The sequence below is a fragment of the Streptomyces sp. NPDC002520 genome (genome assembly GCF_053595235.1).
This window is the reverse complement of the sequence record NZ_JBSFXG010000036.1, coordinates 65765-88123: the sequence shown is the minus strand read 5'-3', so window position 1 is coordinate 88123 and position 22359 is coordinate 65765. Positions and strand designations below refer to the sequence as shown.

General features: G+C 71.5%; 21 protein-coding genes. 13 read left to right on the top strand and 8 right to left on the bottom strand.

Annotated elements, in window-relative coordinates; translation table 11 throughout:
- Nucleotides 1-179: 179 nt before the first annotated feature.
- A complete protein-coding gene (locus ACWD5D_RS35370; RefSeq protein WP_451376908.1) occupies nucleotides 180-1202 on the bottom strand; it encodes a LacI family DNA-binding transcriptional regulator in 1023 nt (340 codons plus the stop codon).
- A 235-nt stretch (nucleotides 1203-1437) separates the two neighbouring features.
- Here ACWD5D_RS35370 and ACWD5D_RS35365 point away from each other — a divergent pair, with 235 nt between their 5' ends.
- The 10 genes from ACWD5D_RS35365 to ACWD5D_RS35320 are packed head-to-tail and all read left to right on the top strand — an operon-like array spanning nucleotide 1438 to nucleotide 11819.
- Complete coding sequence (locus ACWD5D_RS35365; protein ID WP_451376907.1) at nucleotides 1438-2694, top strand: amino acid ABC transporter substrate-binding protein; 1257 nt, start codon at nucleotides 1438-1440, stop codon at nucleotides 2692-2694.
- 6 nt (nucleotides 2695-2700) lie between these two features.
- Entirely contained in the window at nucleotides 2701-3576 is an 876-nt protein-coding gene (locus ACWD5D_RS35360; protein ID WP_451376906.1) for a branched-chain amino acid ABC transporter permease, read from the top strand.
- Nucleotides 3573-4595 carry a branched-chain amino acid ABC transporter permease gene (locus ACWD5D_RS35355; protein ID WP_451376905.1) on the top strand — a complete coding sequence of 341 codons (1023 nt, stop codon included), beginning with the start codon at nucleotides 3573-3575 and terminating at the stop codon, nucleotides 4593-4595. The genes ACWD5D_RS35360 and ACWD5D_RS35355 overlap by 4 nt, the downstream gene beginning before the upstream one ends.
- The gene (locus ACWD5D_RS35350) at nucleotides 4592-5323 is read left to right on the top strand and encodes an ABC transporter ATP-binding protein (RefSeq protein WP_451376904.1); all 732 of its coding nucleotides are present in this window, start codon (nucleotides 4592-4594) and stop codon (nucleotides 5321-5323) included. Before ACWD5D_RS35355 ends, ACWD5D_RS35350 begins: the two co-directional genes overlap by 4 nt.
- Nucleotides 5323-6129: an ABC transporter ATP-binding protein gene (locus ACWD5D_RS35345; RefSeq protein WP_451376903.1), complete on the top strand. Its 807-nt coding sequence runs from the start codon at nucleotides 5323-5325 to the stop codon at nucleotides 6127-6129. The genes ACWD5D_RS35350 and ACWD5D_RS35345 overlap by 1 nt, the downstream gene beginning before the upstream one ends.
- Nucleotides 6130-6132: 3 nt before the next feature.
- On the top strand, nucleotides 6133-7074 hold the full coding sequence (locus ACWD5D_RS35340; RefSeq protein ID WP_451376902.1) for an NAD(P)-dependent oxidoreductase: 942 nt from the start codon (nucleotides 6133-6135) through the stop codon (nucleotides 7072-7074).
- Between the two features lie 29 nt (nucleotides 7075-7103).
- The gene (locus tag ACWD5D_RS35335) at nucleotides 7104-8348 is read left to right on the top strand and encodes a M24 family metallopeptidase (protein ID WP_451376901.1); all 1245 of its coding nucleotides are present in this window, start codon (nucleotides 7104-7106) and stop codon (nucleotides 8346-8348) included.
- A 26-nt stretch (nucleotides 8349-8374) separates the two neighbouring features.
- Nucleotides 8375-9388: a thiamine pyrophosphate-dependent dehydrogenase E1 component subunit alpha gene (locus ACWD5D_RS35330; RefSeq protein ID WP_451376900.1), complete on the top strand. Its 1014-nt coding sequence runs from the start codon at nucleotides 8375-8377 to the stop codon at nucleotides 9386-9388.
- Entirely contained in the window at nucleotides 9376-10353 is a 978-nt protein-coding gene (locus tag ACWD5D_RS35325) for an alpha-ketoacid dehydrogenase subunit beta (RefSeq protein WP_451376899.1), read from the top strand. The genes ACWD5D_RS35330 and ACWD5D_RS35325 overlap by 13 nt, the downstream gene beginning before the upstream one ends.
- 20 nt (nucleotides 10354-10373) lie before the next feature.
- Nucleotides 10374-11819, top strand: coding sequence for an NAD-dependent succinate-semialdehyde dehydrogenase (locus ACWD5D_RS35320; RefSeq protein WP_451376898.1), 1446 nt, complete (start codon nucleotides 10374-10376; stop codon nucleotides 11817-11819).
- A 305-nt stretch (nucleotides 11820-12124) separates the two neighbouring features.
- Here the strand turns inward: ACWD5D_RS35320 and ACWD5D_RS35315 are convergent, their stop codons facing one another.
- The 3 genes from ACWD5D_RS35315 to ACWD5D_RS35305 are packed head-to-tail and all read right to left on the bottom strand — an operon-like array spanning nucleotide 12125 to nucleotide 13951.
- Nucleotides 12125-12442 carry a putative quinol monooxygenase gene (locus ACWD5D_RS35315; RefSeq protein WP_451376897.1) on the bottom strand — a complete coding sequence of 106 codons (318 nt, stop codon included), beginning with the start codon at nucleotides 12440-12442 and terminating at the stop codon, nucleotides 12125-12127.
- A gap of 54 nt (nucleotides 12443-12496) precedes the next feature.
- Nucleotides 12497-13255, bottom strand: a complete 759-nt coding sequence (locus tag ACWD5D_RS35310; RefSeq protein WP_451376896.1) for an SDR family oxidoreductase — start codon at nucleotides 13253-13255, stop codon at nucleotides 12497-12499.
- Between the two features lie 9 nt (nucleotides 13256-13264).
- A complete protein-coding gene (locus tag ACWD5D_RS35305) occupies nucleotides 13265-13951 on the bottom strand; it encodes an SDR family oxidoreductase (RefSeq protein WP_451376895.1) in 687 nt (228 codons plus the stop codon).
- Between the two features lie 168 nt (nucleotides 13952-14119).
- Here ACWD5D_RS35305 and ACWD5D_RS35300 point away from each other — a divergent pair, with 168 nt between their 5' ends.
- Nucleotides 14120-14764, top strand: coding sequence for a dihydrofolate reductase family protein (locus tag ACWD5D_RS35300; protein ID WP_451376894.1), 645 nt, complete (start codon nucleotides 14120-14122; stop codon nucleotides 14762-14764).
- A 387-nt stretch (nucleotides 14765-15151) separates the two neighbouring features.
- On the opposite strand, the gene ACWD5D_RS35295 is transcribed toward ACWD5D_RS35300, so the two are convergent.
- The 4 genes from ACWD5D_RS35295 to ACWD5D_RS35280 all read right to left on the bottom strand — a co-directional run bounded on the left by ACWD5D_RS35295 (nucleotide 15152) and on the right by ACWD5D_RS35280 (nucleotide 20131).
- Nucleotides 15152-16069, bottom strand: coding sequence for a DUF1918 domain-containing protein (locus ACWD5D_RS35295; RefSeq protein ID WP_451376893.1), 918 nt, complete (start codon nucleotides 16067-16069; stop codon nucleotides 15152-15154).
- A gap of 277 nt (nucleotides 16070-16346) precedes the next feature.
- Nucleotides 16347-18050: a SulP family inorganic anion transporter gene (locus tag ACWD5D_RS35290; protein WP_451376914.1), complete on the bottom strand. Its 1704-nt coding sequence runs from the start codon at nucleotides 18048-18050 to the stop codon at nucleotides 16347-16349.
- A gap of 312 nt (nucleotides 18051-18362) precedes the next feature.
- Nucleotides 18363-19046, bottom strand: a complete 684-nt coding sequence (locus tag ACWD5D_RS35285; RefSeq protein WP_451376892.1) for an ABC transporter ATP-binding protein — start codon at nucleotides 19044-19046, stop codon at nucleotides 18363-18365.
- Nucleotides 19043-20131, bottom strand: coding sequence for an ABC transporter permease (locus ACWD5D_RS35280; protein WP_451376913.1), 1089 nt, complete (start codon nucleotides 20129-20131; stop codon nucleotides 19043-19045). The genes ACWD5D_RS35285 and ACWD5D_RS35280 overlap by 4 nt, the downstream gene beginning before the upstream one ends.
- A 193-nt stretch (nucleotides 20132-20324) precedes the next feature.
- Here ACWD5D_RS35280 and ACWD5D_RS35275 point away from each other — a divergent pair, with 193 nt between their 5' ends.
- A complete protein-coding gene (locus ACWD5D_RS35275) occupies nucleotides 20325-21659 on the top strand; it encodes a histidine kinase (RefSeq protein ID WP_451376891.1) in 1335 nt (444 codons plus the stop codon).
- The gene (locus ACWD5D_RS35270; protein WP_451376890.1) at nucleotides 21656-22291 is read left to right on the top strand and encodes a response regulator; all 636 of its coding nucleotides are present in this window, start codon (nucleotides 21656-21658) and stop codon (nucleotides 22289-22291) included. Before ACWD5D_RS35275 ends, ACWD5D_RS35270 begins: the two co-directional genes overlap by 4 nt.
- Nucleotides 22292-22359: the final 68 nt, after the last annotated feature.

Here is a 22359-nt window from a genome sequence, read left to right as displayed (position 1 = left end):
CGTCCTGTGCGCGGCGTCACCCGTTTCCGGGGTCCCGGGCCCTCTTTCCGGTCCCTTCGGTTCCTCTCCGGGAGCGGAACCGCCGGAGGTGCCGTGGGAGATCACGACCCGGGTGGCAGCGGCCGGCGCAACCCGCCGGCGGCCGAGTGCTCGCGCCGCCGGCCTTGGCGGGTGGTGCCTCAGTTCCCGGGGGCCGGACCGGTGGAGGCGCGTACGACCAGGTCGCAGCCGAGCAGCAGTGACCGGGGCGGTCCCGGTTGTTCGATGCACTGCAGCAGCATCCGTGCCGCCTCGGCGCCGATCTCCTGCTGGGGTACGTGCACGGTCGTCAGCGGCGGGGTCATCCGCGTCAGGAACGGCATGTCGTTGAAGCCCGCCACGGACATGTCCTCGGGGCAGCGCAGTGCCGACGACGCCAGTGCGTCGAGCGCTCCGAGTGCCAGAAGGTCGTTCGCGGCGAACACGGCGGTCGGGCGTTCGGGGCCGGGGTACGTGGCCAGCACGTGGTCCATCGCCGCCGTGCCCGCCGCCTCGCTGAACGACGTGGCGTCGACGACAGGGGTGTCCCGGGGGTCCAGCCCGGCGTGTTCGCAGGAGTCGAGGAAGGCGCGGCGCCGGACGAGTCCGGTCGACAGGTCCTGCGGGCCCGCGAGGTGGGTGATACGCCGGTGCCCGAGTCCGGTGAGGTGCCGGACGACGGCGTCGACGCCGGCCGCCTCGTCCGCCGTGACCGACGGCACCCTCCGGTCGTCCAGGACTCGGTTGACGAGCACCATCGGCACCCCCTCCGCTGCCGCGTGCTCGAGCAGGGGGTGCCGGCGGCGCGCGGTCGCGACCACGAAGCCGTCGCACTGGCGGCCGCGCAGCTCGGCGAAGAGTCGTGCTTCCTTGTCCTCGTCGTTGTCCGTGCTGACCAGCAGGGCCGAGTACCCCTCGACGGCCAGCGCCTCCTCCGCGCCTCTGACGATGGGCGGGAAGAGCGGGTTGGTCAGGTCGGGGATGAGTATCGCGACCATGCGCGAGCGCCGGGTGCGCAGGGCGCGCGCCACGGAGTTCGGCTGGTAGCCCAGGCTTTCGGCCACGGCCAGGACTCGCTTGGCCGTCTCCGCGGACACCCGGTGGCGGGTGTCGGGATTCAGTGCTCTCGACGCCGTGCCGGGATGGACGCCGGCCGCTCGCGCCACATCGCTCAACCTCGTCACGAGCCTCACCGTATGCGGAGGACCAACGCGATGGCAATGGATTGCATCGAGGCGTGCCGCAGGCCTTGACACCCCTTGGCGGCGCGCCTAATTTCACGGCAACCGATTGCGCAACGGTGCGACACAAGCCGATGAGCCGCCTGTGTGGCACCAGTGGATCGCCCTGAATGGCCATGAAATCCCCTCTTTTCGAGTGTAGGGACGGCACGCCATGCACGACAATCGATTGCCACAGATGGTCAGACGACCCGGGTGGCGCCGCCGTGGGGTCCTCGCGGCCCTGGCGGTCACGACCGCGACGGCGCTTGCCGCCTGCGGACCCGCGACCGGAGGCCCCACCCAGACGGCGGGAGACGGCGCCGGCAAGGACACGCTGACCATCGGCGTCTCGCTCTCCCTGACAGGGGACTTCGCCGATCCGGGCAAGGCCGCCAAGCGCGGCTACGACCTGTGGGCGGCCGACGTCAACGCCCGCGGTGGGCTGCTCGGGCGCAAGGTCTCCATCAAGATCGTCGACGACACGTCGAACCCGAACCAGGTCACGACGAACTACACCAACCTCATCACCAAGGACAAGGTCGATCTGGTCGTCGGCCCGTACTCCAGCCTGCTGACCATCCCGGCCTCCCAGGTGGCCAAGCGGTACGGCTACGCCTTCCTCGAGCCGGCCGGCGGCGGCCCGAAGGTGTTCGCCCAGCACCTGGACAACCTGTTCTTCGTCCAGCCCGCCGCCATCGTCAAGCAGGGCGACATCTTCGTCGACCACCTGCTCTCGCTGCCCGCCGCGAAACGCCCCAAGACCGCCGCGTACGCGTCACTCGACGACCCGTTCGCCGCACCGCTCGCCGACAACGTGCGCAAGCGCCTGGAGGCGGCCGGCATCAAGACGGTGTACGCGCAGACCTACCCCGACAACCTGACCGACCTCACCCCGGTGATCAGCAAGGTCGCGGCGGCCAAGCCCGACCTGCTCGTCGCCGGAACCCAGTCCGAGGACGCCTACGCCCAGGTCAAGGCGATGATCCAGCTGGGCTTCAACCCCCGCTGGATGTTCGTCTCCAACGGCGCCAACAACCCGGTGGAGTTCCCCGACAAGGTCGGCGCGGACAACACCGAGGGCATCTTCACCACCGGCGACTGGTACGCCGGATCCAAGCAGACCGGCGCTCCCGAGTTCGTCAAGGCGTACCTCGCCAAGTACGGCGGCAAGGAGACGGACATCGACACCACGAGCGCGGAGGCGTACTCGGTCGGCGCGCTGTTCGAAGAGGTCGCGAAGAAGACCGGGAAGCTCGACAACAAGACGATCATCTCCGCGCTGCACAGCGGCACCTGGAAGACGCCGGTCGGTGATCTGTCCTGGGACGCCAACGGCGAGCCGAAGGGGCACTACACCCTCGTCCAGTGGCAGAAGCACCGGCTGACACCCGTGTACCCGAAGGACGTCGCGGCCGCCGCGCCGGTCGACACGAAACCGGCCTGGGGGGAGTGAACGATCGTGCACACGCTTGTTCAGGCGATCCTGCTCGGCATACTCACCGGCGGTGTCTACGCCCTGATGGCCAGCGGCCAGACCCTCGTCTTCGGCATCATGCGGGTGATCAACCTGGCGCAGGGGGCGCTGGTGGTCCTCAGCGCCTACCTGTCGTACTCCCTGTTCTCCTGGGCCGGGATCGACCCGTTCCTCGGCATCCTGATCGTCACCCCCTTGATGTTCGTGCTCGGCGTCGCCGTCCAGTGGGTGTTTCTCCGGCCGCTCGGCAGCGCCGGGGGTGAGCTCAGCCTGCTCGTCATGTTCGCCGTCGCCCTGGCCGTCGAAGGCGTGCTCGCCTCGGTCTACAAGACGACCTTCCGCTCCATCAACACCAGCTACCGCGACACCGCCTGGCAGGTGGGCGACTACCGGCTGCCGGTGACCAGGCTGGCGGCCTTCGGACTGTCCCTCGCCGTCCTGGGCGGGCTGTGGCTGCTGCTGCACCGCACCCGGTTCGGCGCCTCGGTACGGGCCACTGTGCAGAACCCGACCGCGGCGCGGCTGCTGGGCGTCAACCCCGAACGCGTCTCCGCGCTCGGATTCGGCCTGGGCACGGCGACCGCCGGAGCCGCCGGCGCGGTGTTCGGCCTCGTCTACCCCTTCAACTCGAGCAGCCACTACGACCTCATCGCGCGACTCCTCGCGATCGTCGTGCTCGGTGGACTCGGCAGCCTCGGCGGAGCCGTCGTGGCCGGGGTGCTGATGGGCGTGGCCGAGGCGGTCGTGGCCGCGACCTGGTCACCCTCGTGGGCCGGATTCACCTTCTTCACGGCACTGCTCCTCGTCCTGCTGCTGCGTCCGCAGGGACTGTTCGGGACCCGGCTTCGGGGGGCGCTGTGACCTCCACCCTCTCCGCGACGCCCGTGACCGCCGCACCCCGCTCCGGACTCGTACGCCATCGCAGGCTGTGGCGCATCGCGGTGCCCGCCGTCGTCTTCGCGGTCCTGCTGGCCGCGCCCTGGACCGTCGGCGAGCCGTGGATCGTCAACCTGCTGATCTTCACGCTCATGTACGCCACCATGGCGAGCGCCTGGAACCTGGTCGGCGGCCTCGCCGGCTATCCCTCGCTCGGCCACGCGGCGTTCTTCGGCATCGGCGCCTACGGCGAGGCGATCTGGTTCCACCACCATCCGCCCGTCTCCGGCTGGGAGCCCTTCCTCGCGCTGCCCGTCGTGGCGGCCGGTACGGCACTGGTGGGGCTGCCGGTGGCCTGGATCGCCATGCGCACCAGGGCCGCGACCTTCGCGATCGTCACGATCACCCTGGTCTTCGTCGTCCAGACACTCGCGTTCAACGTCCGCGGCCTCACGGGAGGCGCGCAGGGCATCGGGATCGGCCCGGCCCCGTTCAGCGCCGCCTACTTCGCCTTCCCGTTCTACTACGTGCTGGTGGCCCTGCTCGCCGTGGCCGTCGCGGTGACCGCACTCGTCATGAGGTCCCGGCTGGGCCTGGTCCTGGCGACCGTCCGCGACGACGAGGACAAGGCGCGCGGCATCGGAGCCCCCACGGCGGTCGCCAAGCTCGCGGCGTTCGCGCTGTCGGTCGGCCTCACCGGTGCCGTGGGAGCGGTCTGGGCGTACTACGTGTCCTTCGTCTATCCGCCCTTCGCGGTGGACCCGCTGGTGACCATCGGCATGGTGCTCATGGTGTACCTGGGCGGGCGAGGGACGCTGTGGGGGCCCGTGCTCGGGGCGTTCCTCGTCGTGCCCGTGCAGCAGTACCTCGCCTACCGGCTCGGCGCCAACTCGCTGCACCTGGTGGGATACGCGGCCCTGTTCCTCGTCGTGATGCTCGTCCTGCCCCGCGGCATCCTGCCCTCGCTCGCGGACCGGCTCGGGAAGCGGGTGAACCAGCGATGACGGCACTTCTCGAAGTGCGCGGGCTGACCAAGTCCTTCGGCGGGGTCCGGGCGGTGGACGACTGCTCGTTCGACGTCGAGGAAGGCTCGGTGACGGCGCTCATCGGGCCCAACGGGTCGGGCAAGACGACCGCGTTCAACATGATCACCGGCTATCTGGCCGCGGACTCGGGCTCGATCCGGTTCGCCGGCACCGACTACCGGCGCCCGGACCCGGCGGCGCTCCACCACCGCGGACTCACCCGCACGTTCCAGCAGGCCCGGATCTTCGGCTCGCTCAGCGTACGGGAGAACCTGATCGCCGCGGCCGGCCACCGCTGGACCGGGCTGCTCGCCCCGCGCGCCGCCCGAGCCGACCGGGCCCGCGCCGACGAACTGCTGGACGACTTCGGGCTGTCCGTCAAGGCCGACCTGATGGCGTCCGAACTCTCCTACGGACAGCGCAAGTTGTGCGAGTTCGCCGCAGTGCTCATGGCGGCTCCACGGCTGGTGCTGCTCGACGAACCCACCGCGGGCGTCAACCCCGTGATGATCGAGACGATGGAGCGCCATGTGCGCGCCAGGCGCGAGCAGGGAGTGACCTTCCTGATCGTCGAGCACGACATGCCGCTGGTGATGCGGCTGTGCGACCCGGTCGTCGTCCTCGACCGCGGCCGGCCCATCGCGGCCGGGGTACCGGCCGACATCCAGGCCGATCCCCGGGTGCTCGACGCCTACCTGGGGGAATGATGACCGACACCACGTCCGCACCCGCGCAGGCACTGCTCACCCTGGACGCCGTCACCGCCGGATACGGTGCGGGCCTGATCCTGCGGGGCGTCGACCTCACGGTCACCGCCGGCCAGGTCACCTGCCTCATCGGACCCAACGGCTCCGGCAAGTCCACGACTCTGAAGACGATCTCGGGGCTCCTGAAACCGGCCTCCGGCACCGTCACCTTCAAGGGCGAGGACATCTCGCGGCTCAGTGCCCGGGAACGGCTCCTGCGCGGCATCGTCCACGTACCGCAGGACCGCAGCCTCTTCCCGGCGATGACCGTGCGGGAGAACGTCGAGATGGGCGGCTACGTGCTGCGCGACCGGCGCCTGATCGCCGAGCGCTGGGAGCAGATCGCCGACTCCTTCCCGCTGGTGGCCGAACGGGCGGGCGCCCACGCCGGCTCCCTGTCCGGCGGCGAGCAGAAGACCGTGGAGATCGCACGGACCCTGATGCTCGACCCGGTCCTCATCCTCCTGGACGAGCCCTCCATCGGGCTCGACCCCAAGTCCCGCACCGCCGTCTTCCGCAGCGTCGCGGACCTCGCGGCCTCCGGCCGCTCCGTCCTCCTGGTGGAGCAGAACGCCCGTTCCGGCCTGGCCGTCTCGCACACCGGCGTGGTCCTCGAAGGCGGCCGGGTCGCCCTGACGGGCAGCGGCGCCGACCTGCTCTCCGACCCGGAGGTCGGCCGGCTCTACCTCGGGGCCGGAGCCCGGCCCACCACACCCCTCGCCTCCACCCTCACGTCGCCCGCCGGCGACCCCACCCGACAGGACTGACTCATGACCGACTCCCCGAACCGTCCCACCATCGGCTGGGCCGGCACCGGCCGCATGGGCTACGCGATGGTCGCCCGCCTCCTGCGCGCGGGCCACGACGTGACCGTCTACAACCGCACCCGCAGCAAGTGCGAGCCGCTGACCGAGCTGGGCGCGACCATCGTGGACACCCCGGGCGAACTCGCCGACCGCGACATCGTGTTCACGATGGTCAGCGCGAGCAAGGACTTCGCCGAGGTCACCCTCGGCGAGCAGGGCATCCTGCGCCAGTCCGCCAAGCCCCGCATCCTCGTCGACTGCTCCACCGTCTCCGCGGACGTCTCGGCACAGGTACGGCAGGAGGCGGAGCAGGTCGGCACCGCCCTGATGGTGGCCCCCGTGTCGGGCAACGCCAAGGTCGTCAAGGCCGGCCGCCTGTCCATGGTCGCCTCCGGCCCCCGGGAGGTCTTCGACGAGGCCGAACCGCTGCTCACCCTCATCGCCGCCTCGGTCACCTACGCCGGGCCGGACGACGTGGCCCGCCTGGTGAAGCTCGCGCACAACATCTTCCTCGGCGTCGTCACCCAGTCGATGGCCGAGATCACCGTGCTGGCCGAGAAGGGAGGCGTGAGCCGGGCCGCGTTCCTGGACTTCCTCAACGGCTCCGTCCTCGGCTCCGTCTTCACCCGCTACAAGACGCCCGCCTTCGTGAACCTCGACTTCACGCCGACCTTCACACCCCAGCTGCTGCGAAAGGACTTCGACCTCGGCCTCGCCGCCGCCCGGGAACTCGAGGTCCCGATGCCGGTCGCGGCGCTGACCCACCACATCGTCCAGCAGTCCGTCGGCCGCGGCCACGACGACACCGACTTCGCCGTCCTCCTCACGGAGACCGCCCAGTCGGCCGGCCTGACCCTCGTGCCCGAGGACGCGGACGTCACCGACGGCCTCAGCACAGCCTCGTGAACCACCGTCTCACCGACCAGGAGGACAGGGTGACCACCACCGCGCCGCCGCCGGCCCCCGGGCACATGGGCGTCGACTTCGAGACCCGCGTCGACTTCGACCGTCTGCGCGCCTACCGGCTCTCCCGTGCCCGAGCCGCCCTCGACGCCTCCGAGCTGGGCGCGGTCCTGCTCTTCGACGTCAACAACATCCGCTACGTCAGCGGCACGATGATCGGCGAGTGGTCGCGGGACAAGATGACCCGCTACGCGCTGCTGACCCGCGACCACGAGCCGATGGTCTGGGACTTCGGCTCCGCCGCCCGCCACCACCAGATGTACGCACCCTGGCTGCGGCCGGAGAACTGCCGTGCCGGGATGCTGGGCCTGCGCGGCGCCGTCGCACCCGAGGTCGGCCTGATGCGGAGCGCGGTCGCCGAGCTCAAGGGCATCCTCGCCGACCACGGCCTCGCCGGCGCGCCGATCGGCATCGACATCGTCGAGCCGCCGTTCCTCTTCGAGATGCAGGAGGCCGGGCTCACCGTCGTCGACGCCCAGCAGGTCATGCTGGACGCCCGCGCCGTCAAGAACCCGGACGAGATCATGCTGCTCTCGCAGTCCGCGGCGATGGTCGACGGTGCCTACCAGCAGATCTCCGAAGCCCTCAAGCCCGGTGTGCGCGAGAACGACATCGTCGCGCTGGCCAACAAGTACCTCTACGAGCAGGGTTCGGACGACGTCGAGGCCATCAACGCCGTGTCGGGGGAGCGGTGCAACCCGCATCCGCACAACTTCACCGACCGCCTCATCCGGCCCGGCGACACCTGCTTCTTCGACATCATCCAGTCCTACCAGGGCTACCGCACCTGCTACTACCGCACCCTGAACGTCGGCTCCTCCACCCCCGCGCAGCGCGACGCCTACACCAGGGCCCGCGAGTGGATCGACGCCGCGATCGCCCTCGTCAAGCCCGGCCAGACGACCGACGTCATCGCCAGGGCCTGGCCGAAGGCCACCGAGTTCGGGTTCGAGACCGAAATGGACTGCTTCGGCCTGCAGTTCGGCCACGGGCTGGGACTGGGCCTGCACGAGCGGCCCATCATCAGCCGCCTGAACTCCCTCGAACACCCGGCTGAGATCCACGAAGGCATGGTCTTCGCGCTGGAGACGTACTGCCCGGCCTCGGACGGCTACTCCGCCGCGCGCATCGAGGAGGAGGTCGTGGTCACCGCCGACGGCGCCCGCGTCCTCACCCTGTTCCCCGCGCAGGAACTGTTCGTAGCCAACCCCTACTAGACCCACCGGAAAGGAGGTACGGGATCGTGACCACCACATACACCGAGCCCGGCGCGCCCGCCATCGACGAACCCACCCGTCTGGCGCTCTACGGACAGATGGTGCGCATGCGCGGCATGGAGAAGCGCGCCTACGACCTGTTCCTGCAGAACCTCGTCAAGGGCACCAGCCACCTGTCCCTCGGCCAGGAGGCCATCGCCGCCGGCTTCGGCGTGGCGATGCGCCCCGACGACTACACCTTCGCCACCTACCGCGGCCACGCCCACACCCTCGCCCGCGGCGTCCCGATGACCGGCATCCTGGCCGAGCTGATGGGCCGCGCCAACGGTCTGATGGCCGGCAAGGGCGGCAGCATGCACCTGACGTCCGTCGAGCACGGGATGATGGGCTCGTACGCCATCATCGGCGCCCATCTGCCGATCGCCACCGGAGCCGCCTGGTCGGCCCAGTACCGCGGCAGCGGCCAGGTCGCCGTCTGCTTCTTCGGCGACGGCACGACGAACATCGGGGCCTTCCACGAGGCGCTGAACCTGGCGGCCGTGTGGAAGCTGCCCGTGGTGTTCGTGTGCGAGAACAACCTGTACATGGAGTACACGCCGATCGGCTCGGTGACCGCCGTGCAGAACCCGGCCGCCGACCGGGCCGCGGCGTACGGCCTGGAGCCGGTCACCGTCGACGGCAACGACCCCGACGCGGTGTACGCGACCGCCCTCACCGCCCTCGAGCGGGCCCGCTCCGGCGAAGGCCCCTCGCTGATCGAGGCCAAGACCTACCGGCACGGCGGCCACTCCCGGGCCGATCCGGCCAAGTACCGCCCCACGGCGGAGGTCGAGGAGTGGCTGGGGCGCGACCCCGTCCCCGCCTACCGGCAGCGGCTGCTTGACCTGGGCGTCCCCGAGTCCGCCCTCGGCGACATCGAGGCCGAGTCGGCCCGCCTGGTGGACGAGGCGACCGAGCAGGCCAAGGCAGGACCGCAGCCGGGCGAGGACCTGGTGCTCAAGGACGTATGGGCTGACGGAGGTGCGACATGGCGCAACTGACCTACCGCGACGCGGTCGCCCGCGGCATCGCGCAGGAGATGCGGCGGGACGACTCGATCGTCTTCCTCGGCGAGGACATCGCCGCCGCCGGCGGAGTCTTCAAGACGACGGCCGGCCTGCTGGACGAGTTCGGCCCGACCCGGGTGCGTGACACGCCCATCTCCGAACAGGCCATCCTGGGCGCCGCGATGGGTGCCGCGATGACGGGCCTGCGGCCCATCGCGGAGATCATGTTCTCCGACTTCTTCGCGGTCTGCTGGGACATCGTGGTCAACCAGATCGCCAAGTCCAGGTACATGACCAACGGCCAGATGTCCTTCCCGCTGGTCATCAAGTCCGGCAACGGCGGCGGCCTGCGCTTCGGCGCGCAGCACTCCCAGGACATCGCCAACTGGGCGATGGCCGTACCCGGACTCAAGGTGGTCGTCCCCTCCAACCCCACCGACGTCGTCGGCCTGATGGCGGCTGCGGTACGCGACCCCGACCCCGTCATCTTCCTGGAGGCGAAGGGGCTCTACCCGACCAAGGCCGAGGTGCCCGAGGGCGACATCGTCGACGAACTCGGCAAGGCGAAGGTGCTGCGGCACGGCGGCGACGTCACGCTGGTCTCGCTCGGCCTGATGGTGCCCCGCACCCTCGCCGCCGCCGATCAGCTGAAGCAGCAGCACGGCATCGACGCCACCGTCATCGATCTGCGCAGTCTGGTCCCGCTCGACGTCAGCACGGTACTGGGTTCCCTGGAACACACCGGCCGCCTGTTCACCGTCGAGGAGAACCCCCGACTGTGCGGCTGGGGCGCCGAGTTGGTGTCGATCGTCGCGGAGGAGGGCTTCACCACCCTGGACGGGCCGCTGATACGGATCACCACACCGCATGTGCCCCTGCCGGCCGCCGATGCCCTGGAGGACGCGTCCCTCCCCAGCACCGCCCGCATCGTCGAGACCGTCGCCAAGAGCGTCGACTGACCGGCACCGGGAGACCGATCGTGACCATTCTCAAGGACACCCCGACCCAGCTCCTCATCGGCGGCCGGTGGACGCCGGCCGGCGACAACGGAACCCTGGAAGTCGTCGACCCCGCCTACGCCGAACCCCTCGCGGAGGTCGCGAACGGCACCGTCGAGGACGCCGTGGCGGCCGTCGACGCCGCCCATGGCGCCCTCGACGCCTGGCGGGCCACGGCACCACGCGTACGCGGAGAGATCCTGCGGCGGGCGTTCGAGCTGATGACCGCGCGCGCCGAGGAGTTCGCCGAACTCATCGTCAGGGAGAACGGCAAGGCCCTGGCCGACGCCCGTGGCGAAGTGGCGTACGCGGCGGAGTTCTTCCGCTGGTACGCCGAGGAGGCGGTGCGCGCGACCGGATCCGTCCAGACGGCACCGGGCGGCACCAACAAGATCATGGTGCTGCGCCAGCCCGTGGGCGTCGCACTGCTCATCACGCCGTGGAACTTCCCGGCCGCCATGGCCACCCGGAAGATCGGCCCCGCCCTGGCCGCGGGCTGCACCGTCGTCCTCAAACCCGCCTCGGACACACCGCTGACCGCACTCGCGCTGGGCGCGCTGCTCACCGAGGCGGGCGTGCCCGACGGCGTGGTCAACGTCGTACCCTCACGCCGCTCCGCCCGGGTCGCCGAGGTCCTGCTCGCCGACCCCCGGGTCCGCAAGGTGTCGTTCACCGGCTCCACCGAGGTCGGGCGCGAACTGCTGCGTCAGGCGGCCGGGTCGGTGGTGAACACCTCCATGGAACTCGGCGGGAACGCTCCGTTCCTCGTCCTCGCCGGCGCGGACATCGACCGGGCGGTCGCCGGGGCCATGGTCGCCAAGATGCGCAACGGCGGGGAGGCGTGCACGGCGGCCAACCGCTTCTACGTCCATGCCTCGATCGCCGAGGAGTTCGGCCGGCGCTTCGCCTCGGCCATGGACGCGCTCACGGTCGGCCCCGGACTGGCCGCGGGCGTGGACGTCGGACCACTGGTGAACGAGGCGGCGCGCAAGAAGGTGGGTGAGCTCGTCTCGGGCAGCGTCGACGCCGGCGCCCGGCTCCTGACCGGCGGCACGGCCCCCGACCGCGCCGGATACTTCTACCTCCCGACCGTGCTGGGCGACGTCCCGCAGGACGCACCCATTCTGGACGAGGAGATCTTCGGCCCCGTCGCACCCGTCGTCCCCTTCGACGACGTCGACGAGGCGATCCGGCTGGCCAATCACACCGAGTACGGCCTCGTGTCCTACGTCTACACCGAGGACCTGGCCGAGGGCCTTCGGGTGTCCGAGGCGCTGGAGTCCGGCATGGTCGGCCTGAACCGGCCGGTCGTGTCGGACCCGGCCGCCCCGTTCGGCGGCGTCAAGCAGTCCGGCCTCGGACGCGAGGGCGGACACGACGGCCTGCTGGAGTTCACCGAGAGCAAGTACATCGCCGTGGACTGGTGACACAGACCGGATCGCGGCGTCCGCTCGGGAGCGGCGAAGGGTGCCTGACGGGCCACAGGGACGTCAGGCACCCTCGCCGCCGTGTGCGGTGTCCGGCCCGCCGGGCGGCCCGGGACTCGGTGATCGAGTCCCGGGCCGGCTGCTTCTACCGGCACCCGAGTGAACGTGCCCTCGACCAAGCCCCGTACGACGGGCCGCGGACGGAGCGGACGGAGCGGACGGAGCGGACAGGGCGGACGGAGCGGTCGGGACCGACGGCGGTCCGGGCCGACTCGATGCCGTAGGGCCGCTGTGCCGCGGAGCGGTTACGCGGCTCCGGCCGGGAACTTGCCGTCGAACGGCCGGAGTCGGTCGATCTCGGTCTTCTCCGCGTACTTCTCGCACTCCGCCAGGAAGTGCCGGACGTGCGGCTGACGCGTGTGCTCCGCGAAGGCTTCCCCGTCCGTGTAGAGCTCGAAGAAAATGCGCTGGTCCGGTGACCCGTCGACCTCCGTGCACGCGTACACCAGCGTGCCGGGCTCGTGCGCACGGACCGCCGCGGCGGCTTCGCGGACCAGGTTGTCGAACGCTTCCCCCGCGCCCTCGCGCAGGGTGAAGCGGACGCACAGCGCCACCAGGTTCATTCCGGTCTCCCTCTCGTCCTGCCGGTCTCGTCGTACGCCGCTCGTTCCCGGCCGTCAGTCCACGAGTTGCTGGCCGCCGTCGATGTCGTACGTCGCGCCGGTGAGTGCGGTGTTGGTCATGATGTGAACGGCGAGCGCCGCGACGTCGTCCGGTCCGACCACCCGGCCGATCGGCAGCGTGGCCCGCAGTTCCTCGCGACGGGCGTCGAGCCCGTCACCGAGCAGCCTGGCCGACAACGGCGTGTCCACGAAGCCGGCGGCGATCAGGTTGACCCGGACCGGCGCGAGTTCGAGCGCGAGGCCGGCGGTGAACGCGGGAAGCGCGGCGGTGGCCGCGGGCGCGGTCCCGAGGCCCGCACGGACCCGCCGGGCGCCCGTGCCGCCCATGAGCAGCAGCGTGCCGCCCGGTCGTACCGTGCCGGGCACCTGCCGCGCGACGTCGAGCGCGAGCACCATGTGCCCGCTGAGCGCCCGGCGCGCCTGCTCGGAGTCCATGTCGAGGAGGCGCCCGTAGGTCGGGTGTCCAGCCGTGACCATCACGTGGTCGATCGGCCTCGGCAGGTCCTGGAAGAACCGCCGCAGCTCGGTCGGGTCGTCGGCGTCGAAGGCCGAACTGCTCTGCGCGTCGGCCTCGGTGGCCGCGGCGCGCAGCCGCTCCGGGTCCCGTCCGGTGAGAATCACCATGGCGCCCTCGGCACGGGCGTGTCTGGCGGTCGCCAGCCCGATGCCCGCGCTCCCGCCGATGACGACGACGGTCTGCCCGGACAGGGCCGGGGCGCGGGAGCCGTGCGCTGCCGGTGACTGCGAGGCCATGAGATCTCCTCACTGTCCGGGCGGTTGCGACAGGGCCTGCTTGACCTGCCTGGTCCGCTCGTCGGCGAGGACTTCGACCTGGTTGTTCGCCAGGGCGTCCATGGTCAGTTCGGCGACGTCGGTCGCGGTGATCTTGGGGGCGTCGGTGAAGGAGCTGAGTTCGGTTTCCACGAAACCGGCGTGGACGCCGACCACGAGCGTGCCCTGTTCGCGCAGCCCTTCGCGCAGTGCGCCCGTCAGCGACCACTGGGCCGCCTTGGACGCCGCGTACCCGGGGTACTCCGGGCGCGGGGCCCAGGAGGCGGCCGACAGCATGTTCACGAGTGCGCCGCCGCCGTTGCGGGCGAGGACGGGGGCGAAGGCACGGGAGACGTTCCAGGTGCCGAAGAAGTTGACCTCCATGGCCTGGCGTGCGCCGTCGAGAGGGCCGGTGAGGAGTTCGGTGTCGAAGCCTCCGACGCCGGCGTTGTTGATGACGATGGTGACGTCGCCCGCGGCGGCAGCGGCGGCGTCGACCTCTTCGGGTTCGGTGACGTCCAGGCGCAGTGGGGTGAGGTCCTCGTCGTTCACGCCGGCCGGGTCGCGGACGCCCGCGTAGACCTTGGCGGCCCCGCGGTCGAGCAGCGCGCGAGCGAACGCGTGGCCGATGCCGCGGTTGGCACCGGTCACCAGGGCGATCGATCCTTTGATCTCCATCGGGCCTCGGTTTCCTTCCGGAAGATCGGAAACTCTCCTCGCGATCTGTTTCCATGCAAGCCTGCACCGGATGCCGAGGCATCGCATGTGGGCTGTGACAGGCACGGCGATGAGTTTTCGCGGCCGGGGCAGTCTCACCCTCGGTACCGAGAATCCACGGAGGAACGTGTGACACAGCTGCTGAAGGTCCAGAACTTCAACGTCTCCAGTGACGGAATCGCCGCCGGTGAGGACCAGAGCCTGGAGCTACCGTTCGGCATCGAGGGACCCGAGAGGCTGTTCGCCTGGGCCGGCGCCACGGCGAGCTGGCCCAACCGCACGGACCCCGGGGGAAGCCGGGGCCTGGACGACTACCTCACGCGGGACTTTCACCACAACATCGGCGCCGAGATCATGGGCCGCAACAAGTTCGGGCCCCAGCGCGGGCCATGGAGCGATGACGAGTGGCGCGGCTGGTGGGGCGACGAGCCCCCGTTCCACACCCCGGTGTTCGTCATGACCCACCACAAGCGCCCGTCCTTCACGCTCTCCGACACCACGTTCCACTTCGTCGAGGGCGACCCGGCCGCGATCCTCGAGCAGGCGCGGCAGGCGGCACAGGGCAAGGACGTCCGGCTCGGCGGCGGGGTCACGACCATCCGGGAGTTCCTCGACGCCGACCTCGTCGACACCCTGCATGTGGCGGTCTCGCCCCTGAAGCTCGGGTCCGGTCTCCGGCTCTGGGAGTCGCCCGACGAGCTGCTGGACCGGTTCCACCTCGACGTCGTGCCGAGCCCGAGCGGCGTGACGCACCACCTGTTCTGGCGCAAGTGACGCTGTCGGCCCGGACCGGGAACTCTCGGGGTTCCCGTCTCGCCGCCGGCCGGCAGCTGTCGGACGTCAGCTGCCGGCCGGCGGGCGTGCGGGAACCGGCTACGACCGTATGGCGTGCGGGAACGGCTACGACCGTAGGGCGGGCGGGAACGGCTACGACCGTAGGGCGGGCGGGAACGGCTACGACCGTAGGGCGGGCGTGTCTACGACGAAGCCGTCGAACCCCGGCGGCAGCCTGCCGGTGCCTTCACCACGCAACCGGTCGAGGACCTTGCGCCCGACCCCGCCCCGGCCCTGGTGGCAGGGACAGGCTCGACGGGCACGGCGGTCGCCTCCTGCCGTGTCGTGCGGACCCGGCATCGGACCCACTGCTTCGTTCGTGGTCGTCTACCGCTCGGCCGGAGTGATGCGACGGCCTGTGAGGGTCGTGGGCCGGATGGACACCCACATCTCGCGTTCACCGCCCGCCCAGGGCGTTGTGTGGGCGCGTCGGGCGAGCTTCCCCACGGCGTCGGGATCCGTCACGATGCTCGCGGGGCCGACGGCGAGCACGCTCCAGCCCTGACTCATGGCCTCGTCGAGGTGGTCGACCTCGAAGGCGACCTCCATCCCTGCCGCCGCCGCGGGGAGGGAGCCGGGCGCGGTCCGCAGGACGATGGCTCCGTCGACGAAGTCGTAGTTGACCGGGACGACCGCCGGGCGGCCGTCGGGCGCCGACACCGCGATGCGCCCCACCCCGTGCGTGGAGAGCAGGGAACGGCACTCCTCCATGCTGAGGTCACGCAGCCGGGGGTGGAGCAGCGCGTAGCCCTGACCCGGTGGGAGTTCCATGCCCCCGCCCTGCAGGGCGGAGACCGTGGTGCCGAGGGCGTCGGCCAGCCTGATGACCGTCGCCATGGTCGGGTCGGCAGGCCGTTCCTCCAGGTACGCCAGGTAGTCGGGCGACATCCGGGCGCGGCGGGCGGTCTCCTCCCGGCTGTACCCCAGCCGGTGGCGGGCGTCGGCCACGCGCCGGCCGATGTCGCCGGGGTCGGTCCTGGTCGGCGGCGCGGCGGGGGACACCGTCCTCGTCCCGTCGGCGTCCGGCCGCGACCCGTGCGTGGTCCCGGGCTGTGCGTGCTCGAGATGCAGGATGTGCGCGTCGGGCCCGGGGAACACGAGCGTCACTTCGTCCGTGTCCGACCAGCGCACGTCGTAGGGAGGTGTTCCGTCCTCGTGGTGGAGTCCGATGATCTGGCCGTCGCGCCTGGCGGCGCCGGTCGTCGGACTGTCGATGACCAGTTGGTCGCCGAGGTGAGCTCGCATGATCGCCGCCCTCTCCTCAGATCGGTGCTGTATCCAAGCTGCCACGTGGGAGGGACCGCCGCACGGGGCGAGCGTGACACCTGGTGCGTACCGCCCCCTCGACGTTCTCCGCCGGCGCTCTCCCTCCAGCGTGTGCGGGCGCCGGAGGTGAGGGCAGGGGCCGCCCGGCCCCCCGACGGACCGTTCGGCCTCCTGCCGGTCCGTTGGGGCGGCCGTGCGGGCTCGTGCCCTTCCCGCGCGGAGCCCGTGCGCGCTCCGTCCGTCCGGCGCGCCGCGCTCACCGGTTGTCGCACCAGGCGCGGTAGGCGGCCACCGCGGTCGGCAGGGTCGGGAAGATGCGGTCGGCGCCGACGGAGTCCGCGAGGCCGTACGCCTGGAGGTCGTCGAGCAGGTCCTGCTTGACCCGGGCGAGGGCGAACACGATGCCGCGGTCCGTGAGCTCGCGGCGCAGCTCGTCCACGGCGTCCAGGGCCGTGATGTCCACCTCCACGTTGGCCTCCGTGTTGAGGACGAACCAGCGGACGGGTTCGCTCTGCTCCTCGACGGAGGCCAGCGCGCGGCGCCGGAAGTTCTCCGCGTTGGCGAAGAACAGCGGCGAGTCGTACCGGTAGACCAGAAGGCCCGGGATCGTACGGGCCTGCGGGTAGTCGTCGACGTCGTGCATGCCCGCCACTCCGGGGACCACCCCCTCGATCGCGTCGTGCGGCCGTGCCACCCGGGTCAGCAGCTCGGCCACCGACAGCCCCACGGCCACGAGCACCCCGTACAGGATGTCCAGGGCGAGGACACCCGCCAGACAGCCAAGGGCGAGGAACAGCTCACGCCTGCGGAACGAGGCGAGCCGGCGGAAGCCCGCGATGTCGATCATGCGGGCGGCGGCGTACACGACGAGGGCACCGAGCACGGCTGCGGGCGTGCGGGTCAGCAGCGGGCTCAGGAACAGCAGGACGGCCAGGACGCCCGCCCCCGCGACCAGCGCGTACGCCTTGCTGCGAGCCCCCGCGGACGCCGCGAGCGCCGTACGGCTCGCGCTGCTGCTGACCGGGAAGCCGTGGACCACGCCGGCGCCCAGATTCACCGCGCCCAGGGCGAGGAACTCCCGGTTGGCGTCGAGCACGTCCGTCCGGTCGGCGAAGGCCCGCGCGGTCAGGATCATGTCCGTGTACGCGACCAGCAGCACACCGAGCGCGGGGAGTACCAGGCGCGGCACCGCCCCCAGGTCGGGCAGGGCCAGGTCCGGAAGCCCGGAGGGCACCGTGCCGATCACCGCGACGCCGTGGCGGCCGTCCAGGTCGAAGGCCACGACGGCCGCCGTCGACAGGGCCACGGCGAGCAGCGGCCCGGGAAGCACGGGGACGAAGCGGGCGACGGCGAAGAGGAACGCCAGGACGGCGGCGGAGAGGAGCACGGTCGCCGGACGGGCCTGCGCCAGGTGGGCGAGGAAGGAGCCGAGTTGGGGGAGGAACTCCGAGCCGGTCGTTCGTACGCCCGTGAGCTTGGGCAGCTGGTCCACCATCATGATCAGGGCCACGCCGGCGAGGTAGCCGATCAACACCGGGCGGGAGAGCAGATCGGCGAGGAAGCCGAGCCGGGCCGCACGGGCCACCAGACACAGCAGACCGACCGTGACGGCGAGGGCGGCCGCCAGGGCGGCGTAGCGTGCGGGGTCGCCGCCGGCCAGGGGACCGACCACGGTGGCGGTCATCAGCGCGGTCGTGGACTCGGGGCCGACCGACAGCAGGCGTGAGGAACCGAGCAGCGCGTACAGGGCGAGTGCCGGAAGAATCGCCCACAGTCCGGCGACCGGCGGCAGACCCGCCACACCGGCGTACGCGAGAACCTGCGGCACCAGGTAGGCGGCCACGGTCACGCCGGCGGGCAGGTCGCCCTTGAGCCAGGTTCCCTGGTGGCCGAGCGGGGTGCCGAACCCGGGCACCGGCAACCGCCTGCGCTGCGTTCGACCACCCGAGCCGTCGGCCATGGGCTGTTCCTCGCGTCCGCTCACGGGATCCACCGGCACGCGGATCCCGTGAGCCCCCGGTTCCCTTGCTTCTTCCTGCTTCCTCCCGTTCCAGCCCGCTTTCTTATGCTTTCTTCTGCTTTTTCCCGCCCACACTGCCCGTGCGACGGGTTCCCGTAACGGAGGTGTCCGACAGGGAGCCGTTCAGCCGCATGGCTCCTTTCCCCGGGCATGCGGCCTTCCTCGGGCATGCGGCACGGACGGTGCCTGGGGTACGGACGGTGCCTGGGGTACGACGGCGGTCGCGGGAGGCGAAAGCGCGGCGGGCTGCGTTCAGCAGGCGGGCGTCGGCAGGTTGAGGCGGCCGTCGTGTACGTCGGCGATCCGGTCGGCGGCGGTGAGATGGGCGCGGTCGTGCGTGACCAGGACGGTCGCTGTCGCCCTCTCGTGGGTGAGGCGGGTGATCAGGGCGATGACGGCGGCGCCGCGTTCATGGTCGAGGGCGCTGGTGGGCTCGTCGACCAGGAGGACGACGGGGTCGTTCATCAGGGCGCGGGCGATGTTGACGCGCTGGCGCTGGCCGCCGGAGAGCTGGTGCGGGCGCCGGTGCGCCTGGTCGGCGAGGCCGACGGCGTCGAGCAGTTCCATGGCCCGGCCCCGGGCCTTCGCGGGGGAGCGGCCGTCGATCTGCGCCATGACCTGGAGTTGTTCGGCCGCGGTGAGGGAGGGCAGCAGGTTGGGCTGCTGGAAGACGATGCCGATCTTGTGGCGGCGCAGGTCGGTGAGTTCGCCGCGGGTCATCCCGGTGGTGCTGGTGCCGTCGATGGTGACCGTGCCGGCGTCGGGGGTGATCAGGGTGGCGGCGACGGCCAGCAGGCTGGACTTGCCTGAGCCGGAGGGGCCGACCACGGCGGTCAGGCTGCCCTCGGGGACGGCGAGCGTGACGTCGTCCAGGGCCGTCAGGCGGGAGTCGCCGTCGGGGTAGGTGAGGGTGACTGCGGTCAGGTTCAGGCTCATCGGGCGCTCCCCAGGGCGGTCAGCGGGTCGACGGAGGTGATGCGGCGGACGGCGAGGGCGGCCCCGAGCGCGCCGAGCAGAACCGTCACGGCGGCCGGGACGAGGACGGTGGCGGGGGTGAGGGCGAAGGGCACGGTCGCCCTCGCGACGGCGGCGCCGATGGCGGCGGCGATGCCGGTACCGGTCAGCGTGCCGCCGGCGAGCAGGACGACGGCCTGGCCCAGGGCGTCCTTCAGGAGACTCGCGGTGGAGGCGCCGAGGGCTTTGAGGACGGCGATGTCGCTGCTTCGCTGGATGGTCCAGACGGTGAAGAAGGCGCCGATGACCAGGGCGGAGATGGCGAACAGGAAGCCGCGCATCAACTGCAGGGAGCCGTTTTCGGAGGTGTAGGAGCCGATCGCGGACAGCGAGTCGTCCTTGGAGACCGTCCTGGTCCCGGCGGCCCGGTCGGCGGCCGGCACGTCGGCGTCACCGTCGGTGTTCAGGGCGATCACCGTCGCCGTCGGGCGGCCGGCGTTGCCGGTGGGGGGTGCGAGCTTGCGCCAGACATCGAGACCGGTCCAGACGACCGGGGTGTGGCTGAAGGAGACGTCGCCCCGCACGGCGGTCACCGTGAGCCGCCGCCCGGCCAGGGTGACGCTGCCGCCGTGCTTCAGGCCGAGGTCGTCGGCGGCCGTGGTGGTCAGCACCACCGCGTCGCCGTCGAGGCTGCCGCTGTCCGGGGCGAGGCGGGAGCCGGGCCGGACGCCGAAGACGGAGACCCCCGTGCTGTTGTCACCGGCAATGGCTCTCGTGGTGGTGATGCCCAGCGGTTCGGCGCTGGTGACGCCCGGAGTCCGGGCCCATCGCCGCCACTGCTTCTCGGTGACGGTGGAGTTGGCGTACGACAGGTCCTGCCCGGCGCCGGGCGCGGCGAAGGCGATCCTGTCGGCGGGCAGACCGGTGATCGCCGAGATGTTCTGCCGGCCCAGCCCGGCGGTCAGCCCGGACAACAACCCGACCAGCAGGGTGATCAGCACGATGACAGTTCCCATCAGGGCGAAGCGGCCCTTGGCGAACTTCAGGTCTCTCCAGGCGACGAACACGGGCTCGGCCTGTCCTTTCCGGTGGTGGAAGCGGTACGTCCGGTGGTGGAAGCGGTACGCCACCACCGTCGCCGCCCGACCCGTGCGCGGGCATCTGGCGGGGGAGAGCACTTGGCGGATCGGACGGCTGCCCCCGGCTTCCAACTTTCGATGGAGGCCGCGCGGTGTTCCGCTTCCTTAGGCTGGAAGGACTGTGAACACCGCTGCCCCCACTCCGTCCCCGACCACCCGGGCCCTGACCTGGTGCCTGCACCTGCTGATCGTCGGCCTGCTCGCCCTGGCCGGCGCCCGTGCCGTCGCCGACAGCCGACCGCACGCCGGGGCGATCGTCGCCGTCGCGGTGGCGTGCGCGCTGGTGTACGCGGTCGGGCAGCTCCTGCCCCGCATGGGCCTCTCCCGGCGGGCGGCCGCCTGGTGGCTCGCCGCCGTCGGCGCCGTCTGGCTGGCACTGCTGGCCCTGTCTCCCGACGGCGTGTGGGTCGCCTTCCCGCTGTACTTCCTCCAGCTGCACCTGCTGCCCCGCCGCGCCGGAGTGATCGCGGTGGCGGCGACCGCGGTGGCCGCCGTCGGTGGCTTCGCCGCCCACCAGGGTTCCTTCAGCCTGGCCATGGCCATCGGACCCGCCCTCGGCGCCGCCGTCGCGGTCGCGGTGGTGTGGGGGTACGAGGCCCTGTACCGGGAGAGCGAACACCGCAGGCGCCTGATCGAAGAACTGACCGCCACCCGCGCCGACCTGGCCGCCGCCCAGCACACCGCCGGCGTGCTGGCCGAACGCGAACGCCTGGCCCGCGAGATCCACGACACCCTCGCCCAGGGCTTCTCCAGCATTCAGCTGCTGTTGCGCGCCGCCGAACGCTCCCTGCCCGGTCGGCCCGACGCAGCCACCCGCCATGTACAGGCGGCCCGCCAGGCCGCCGTGGACAACCTCGCCGAGGCCCGCCGCTTCGTCGCCGCCCTGGCCCCGCCCGGACTGGAGGGCATCACCCTGGCCGGCGCACTGGAACGCCTGTGCGCCACCACCGGCGCCCGCCACCGGATCACCGCGCGCTTCCGGCTCACCGGCGACCCGGTGCCGCTGACGACCGCGCACGAGGTCGCCCTGCTGCGCGTGGCCCAGTCCGCGCTGGCGAACACCGTCCGGCACGCCCACGCCACTGCCGCCGAGGTCACTCTCGGCTACTTCGGTGACCACGTCGCCCTGGAGATCGTCGACAACGGTATCGGCTTCGACCCCGATACTCTGCCCGTCCCGGACCCCGAGAACGGCGGCTTCGGACTGGTGGCCATGCGCGCCCGCATGCACGCGCTCGACGGCACCCTGAGCGTCGTATCCGCTCCCGGCCACGGCACCACCCTGTCCGCCCGACTGCCCCTCACCCCATCCGCGGAGACCGAGTCTGCGACCGAGACCGAGTCTGCGACCGAGACCGCGACCGAGACCGAGTCCGCGACCGAGTGTGCGATAAAGACCGAGCCTGAGACCAAGACCGAGCCTGAGACCAAGATCGAGCCAGAGGCCCGCCCGTGACCGACAGCCCCATCCGCCTCCTCCTGGCCGACGACCACCCCGTGGTGCGGGCCGGGCTGCGTGCCGTGCTGGAGACCGAACCCGGCCTCGTCGTGGTGGCCGAGGCCGCCACCGCCGAGGACGCGGTCACCCGGGCCGCCGAGGGGGACATCGACGTCGTCCTCATGGACCTCCAGTTCGGCAAGGGCATGAACGGCGCCGAGGCCACCGCCCGGATCACCGCCCGGCCGGACGCCCCCCGCGTGCTGATCGTCACCACGTACGACTCCGACGCCGACACCCTGCCCGCCATCGAGGCAGGCGCCACCGGCTACCTGCTCAAGGACGCCCCACCCGAGGACCTGGCCGCCGCCGTGCGTACGGCCGCCACCGGCCGCACCACCCTCGCCCCCGCAGTCGCCGAGAGACTCATGAACCGGCTGCGCATGCCCGGCACCGCCCTGACCCGGCGCGAGACGGAAGTCCTCGCCCTGGTCGCCGAGGGCCTGTCCAACCAGGCCATCGGCGCCCGCCTGCACCTCACCGAGGGGACCGTCAAATCCCATCTGGTCCGCATCTACAGCAAACTCGGCGTCGACTCACGCACCGCCGCGGTCGCCACCGCCACCGACCTCGGCATCATCCGCCGCTGAACGGACCGTGCTCCAGCATCCGTCGGCCTTGCTCGAAACCCTGCCTCTGCCGACTCGCATTCGGTGTG

Bases quoted from the DNA above. Each gene is read 5' to 3' on its own strand.
- ACWD5D_RS35365 (WP_451376907.1), top strand. From the start codon at position 1,438: ATGGTCAGACGACCCGGGTGGCGCCGCCGTGGGGTCCTCGCGGCCCTG.
- ACWD5D_RS35350 (WP_451376904.1), top strand. From the start codon at position 4,592: ATGACGGCACTTCTCGAAGTGCGCGGGCTGACCAAGTCCTTCGGCGGG.
- ACWD5D_RS35345 (WP_451376903.1), top strand. From the start codon at position 5,323: ATGACCGACACCACGTCCGCACCCGCGCAGGCACTGCTCACCCTGGAC.
- ACWD5D_RS35340 (WP_451376902.1), top strand. From the start codon at position 6,133: ATGACCGACTCCCCGAACCGTCCCACCATCGGCTGGGCCGGCACCGGC.
- ACWD5D_RS35325 (WP_451376899.1), top strand. From the start codon at position 9,376: ATGGCGCAACTGACCTACCGCGACGCGGTCGCCCGCGGCATCGCGCAG.
- ACWD5D_RS35315 (WP_451376897.1), bottom strand. From the start codon at position 12,442: ATGAACCTGGTGGCGCTGTGCGTCCGCTTCACCCTGCGCGAGGGCGCG.
- ACWD5D_RS35310 (WP_451376896.1), bottom strand. From the start codon at position 13,255: ATGGCCTCGCAGTCACCGGCAGCGCACGGCTCCCGCGCCCCGGCCCTG.
- ACWD5D_RS35305 (WP_451376895.1), bottom strand. From the start codon at position 13,951: ATGGAGATCAAAGGATCGATCGCCCTGGTGACCGGTGCCAACCGCGGC.
- ACWD5D_RS35295 (WP_451376893.1), bottom strand. From the start codon at position 16,069: ATGCGAGCTCACCTCGGCGACCAACTGGTCATCGACAGTCCGACGACC.
- ACWD5D_RS35290 (WP_451376914.1), bottom strand. From the start codon at position 18,050: ATGGCCGACGGCTCGGGTGGTCGAACGCAGCGCAGGCGGTTGCCGGTG.
- ACWD5D_RS35285 (WP_451376892.1), bottom strand. From the start codon at position 19,046: ATGAGCCTGAACCTGACCGCAGTCACCCTCACCTACCCCGACGGCGAC.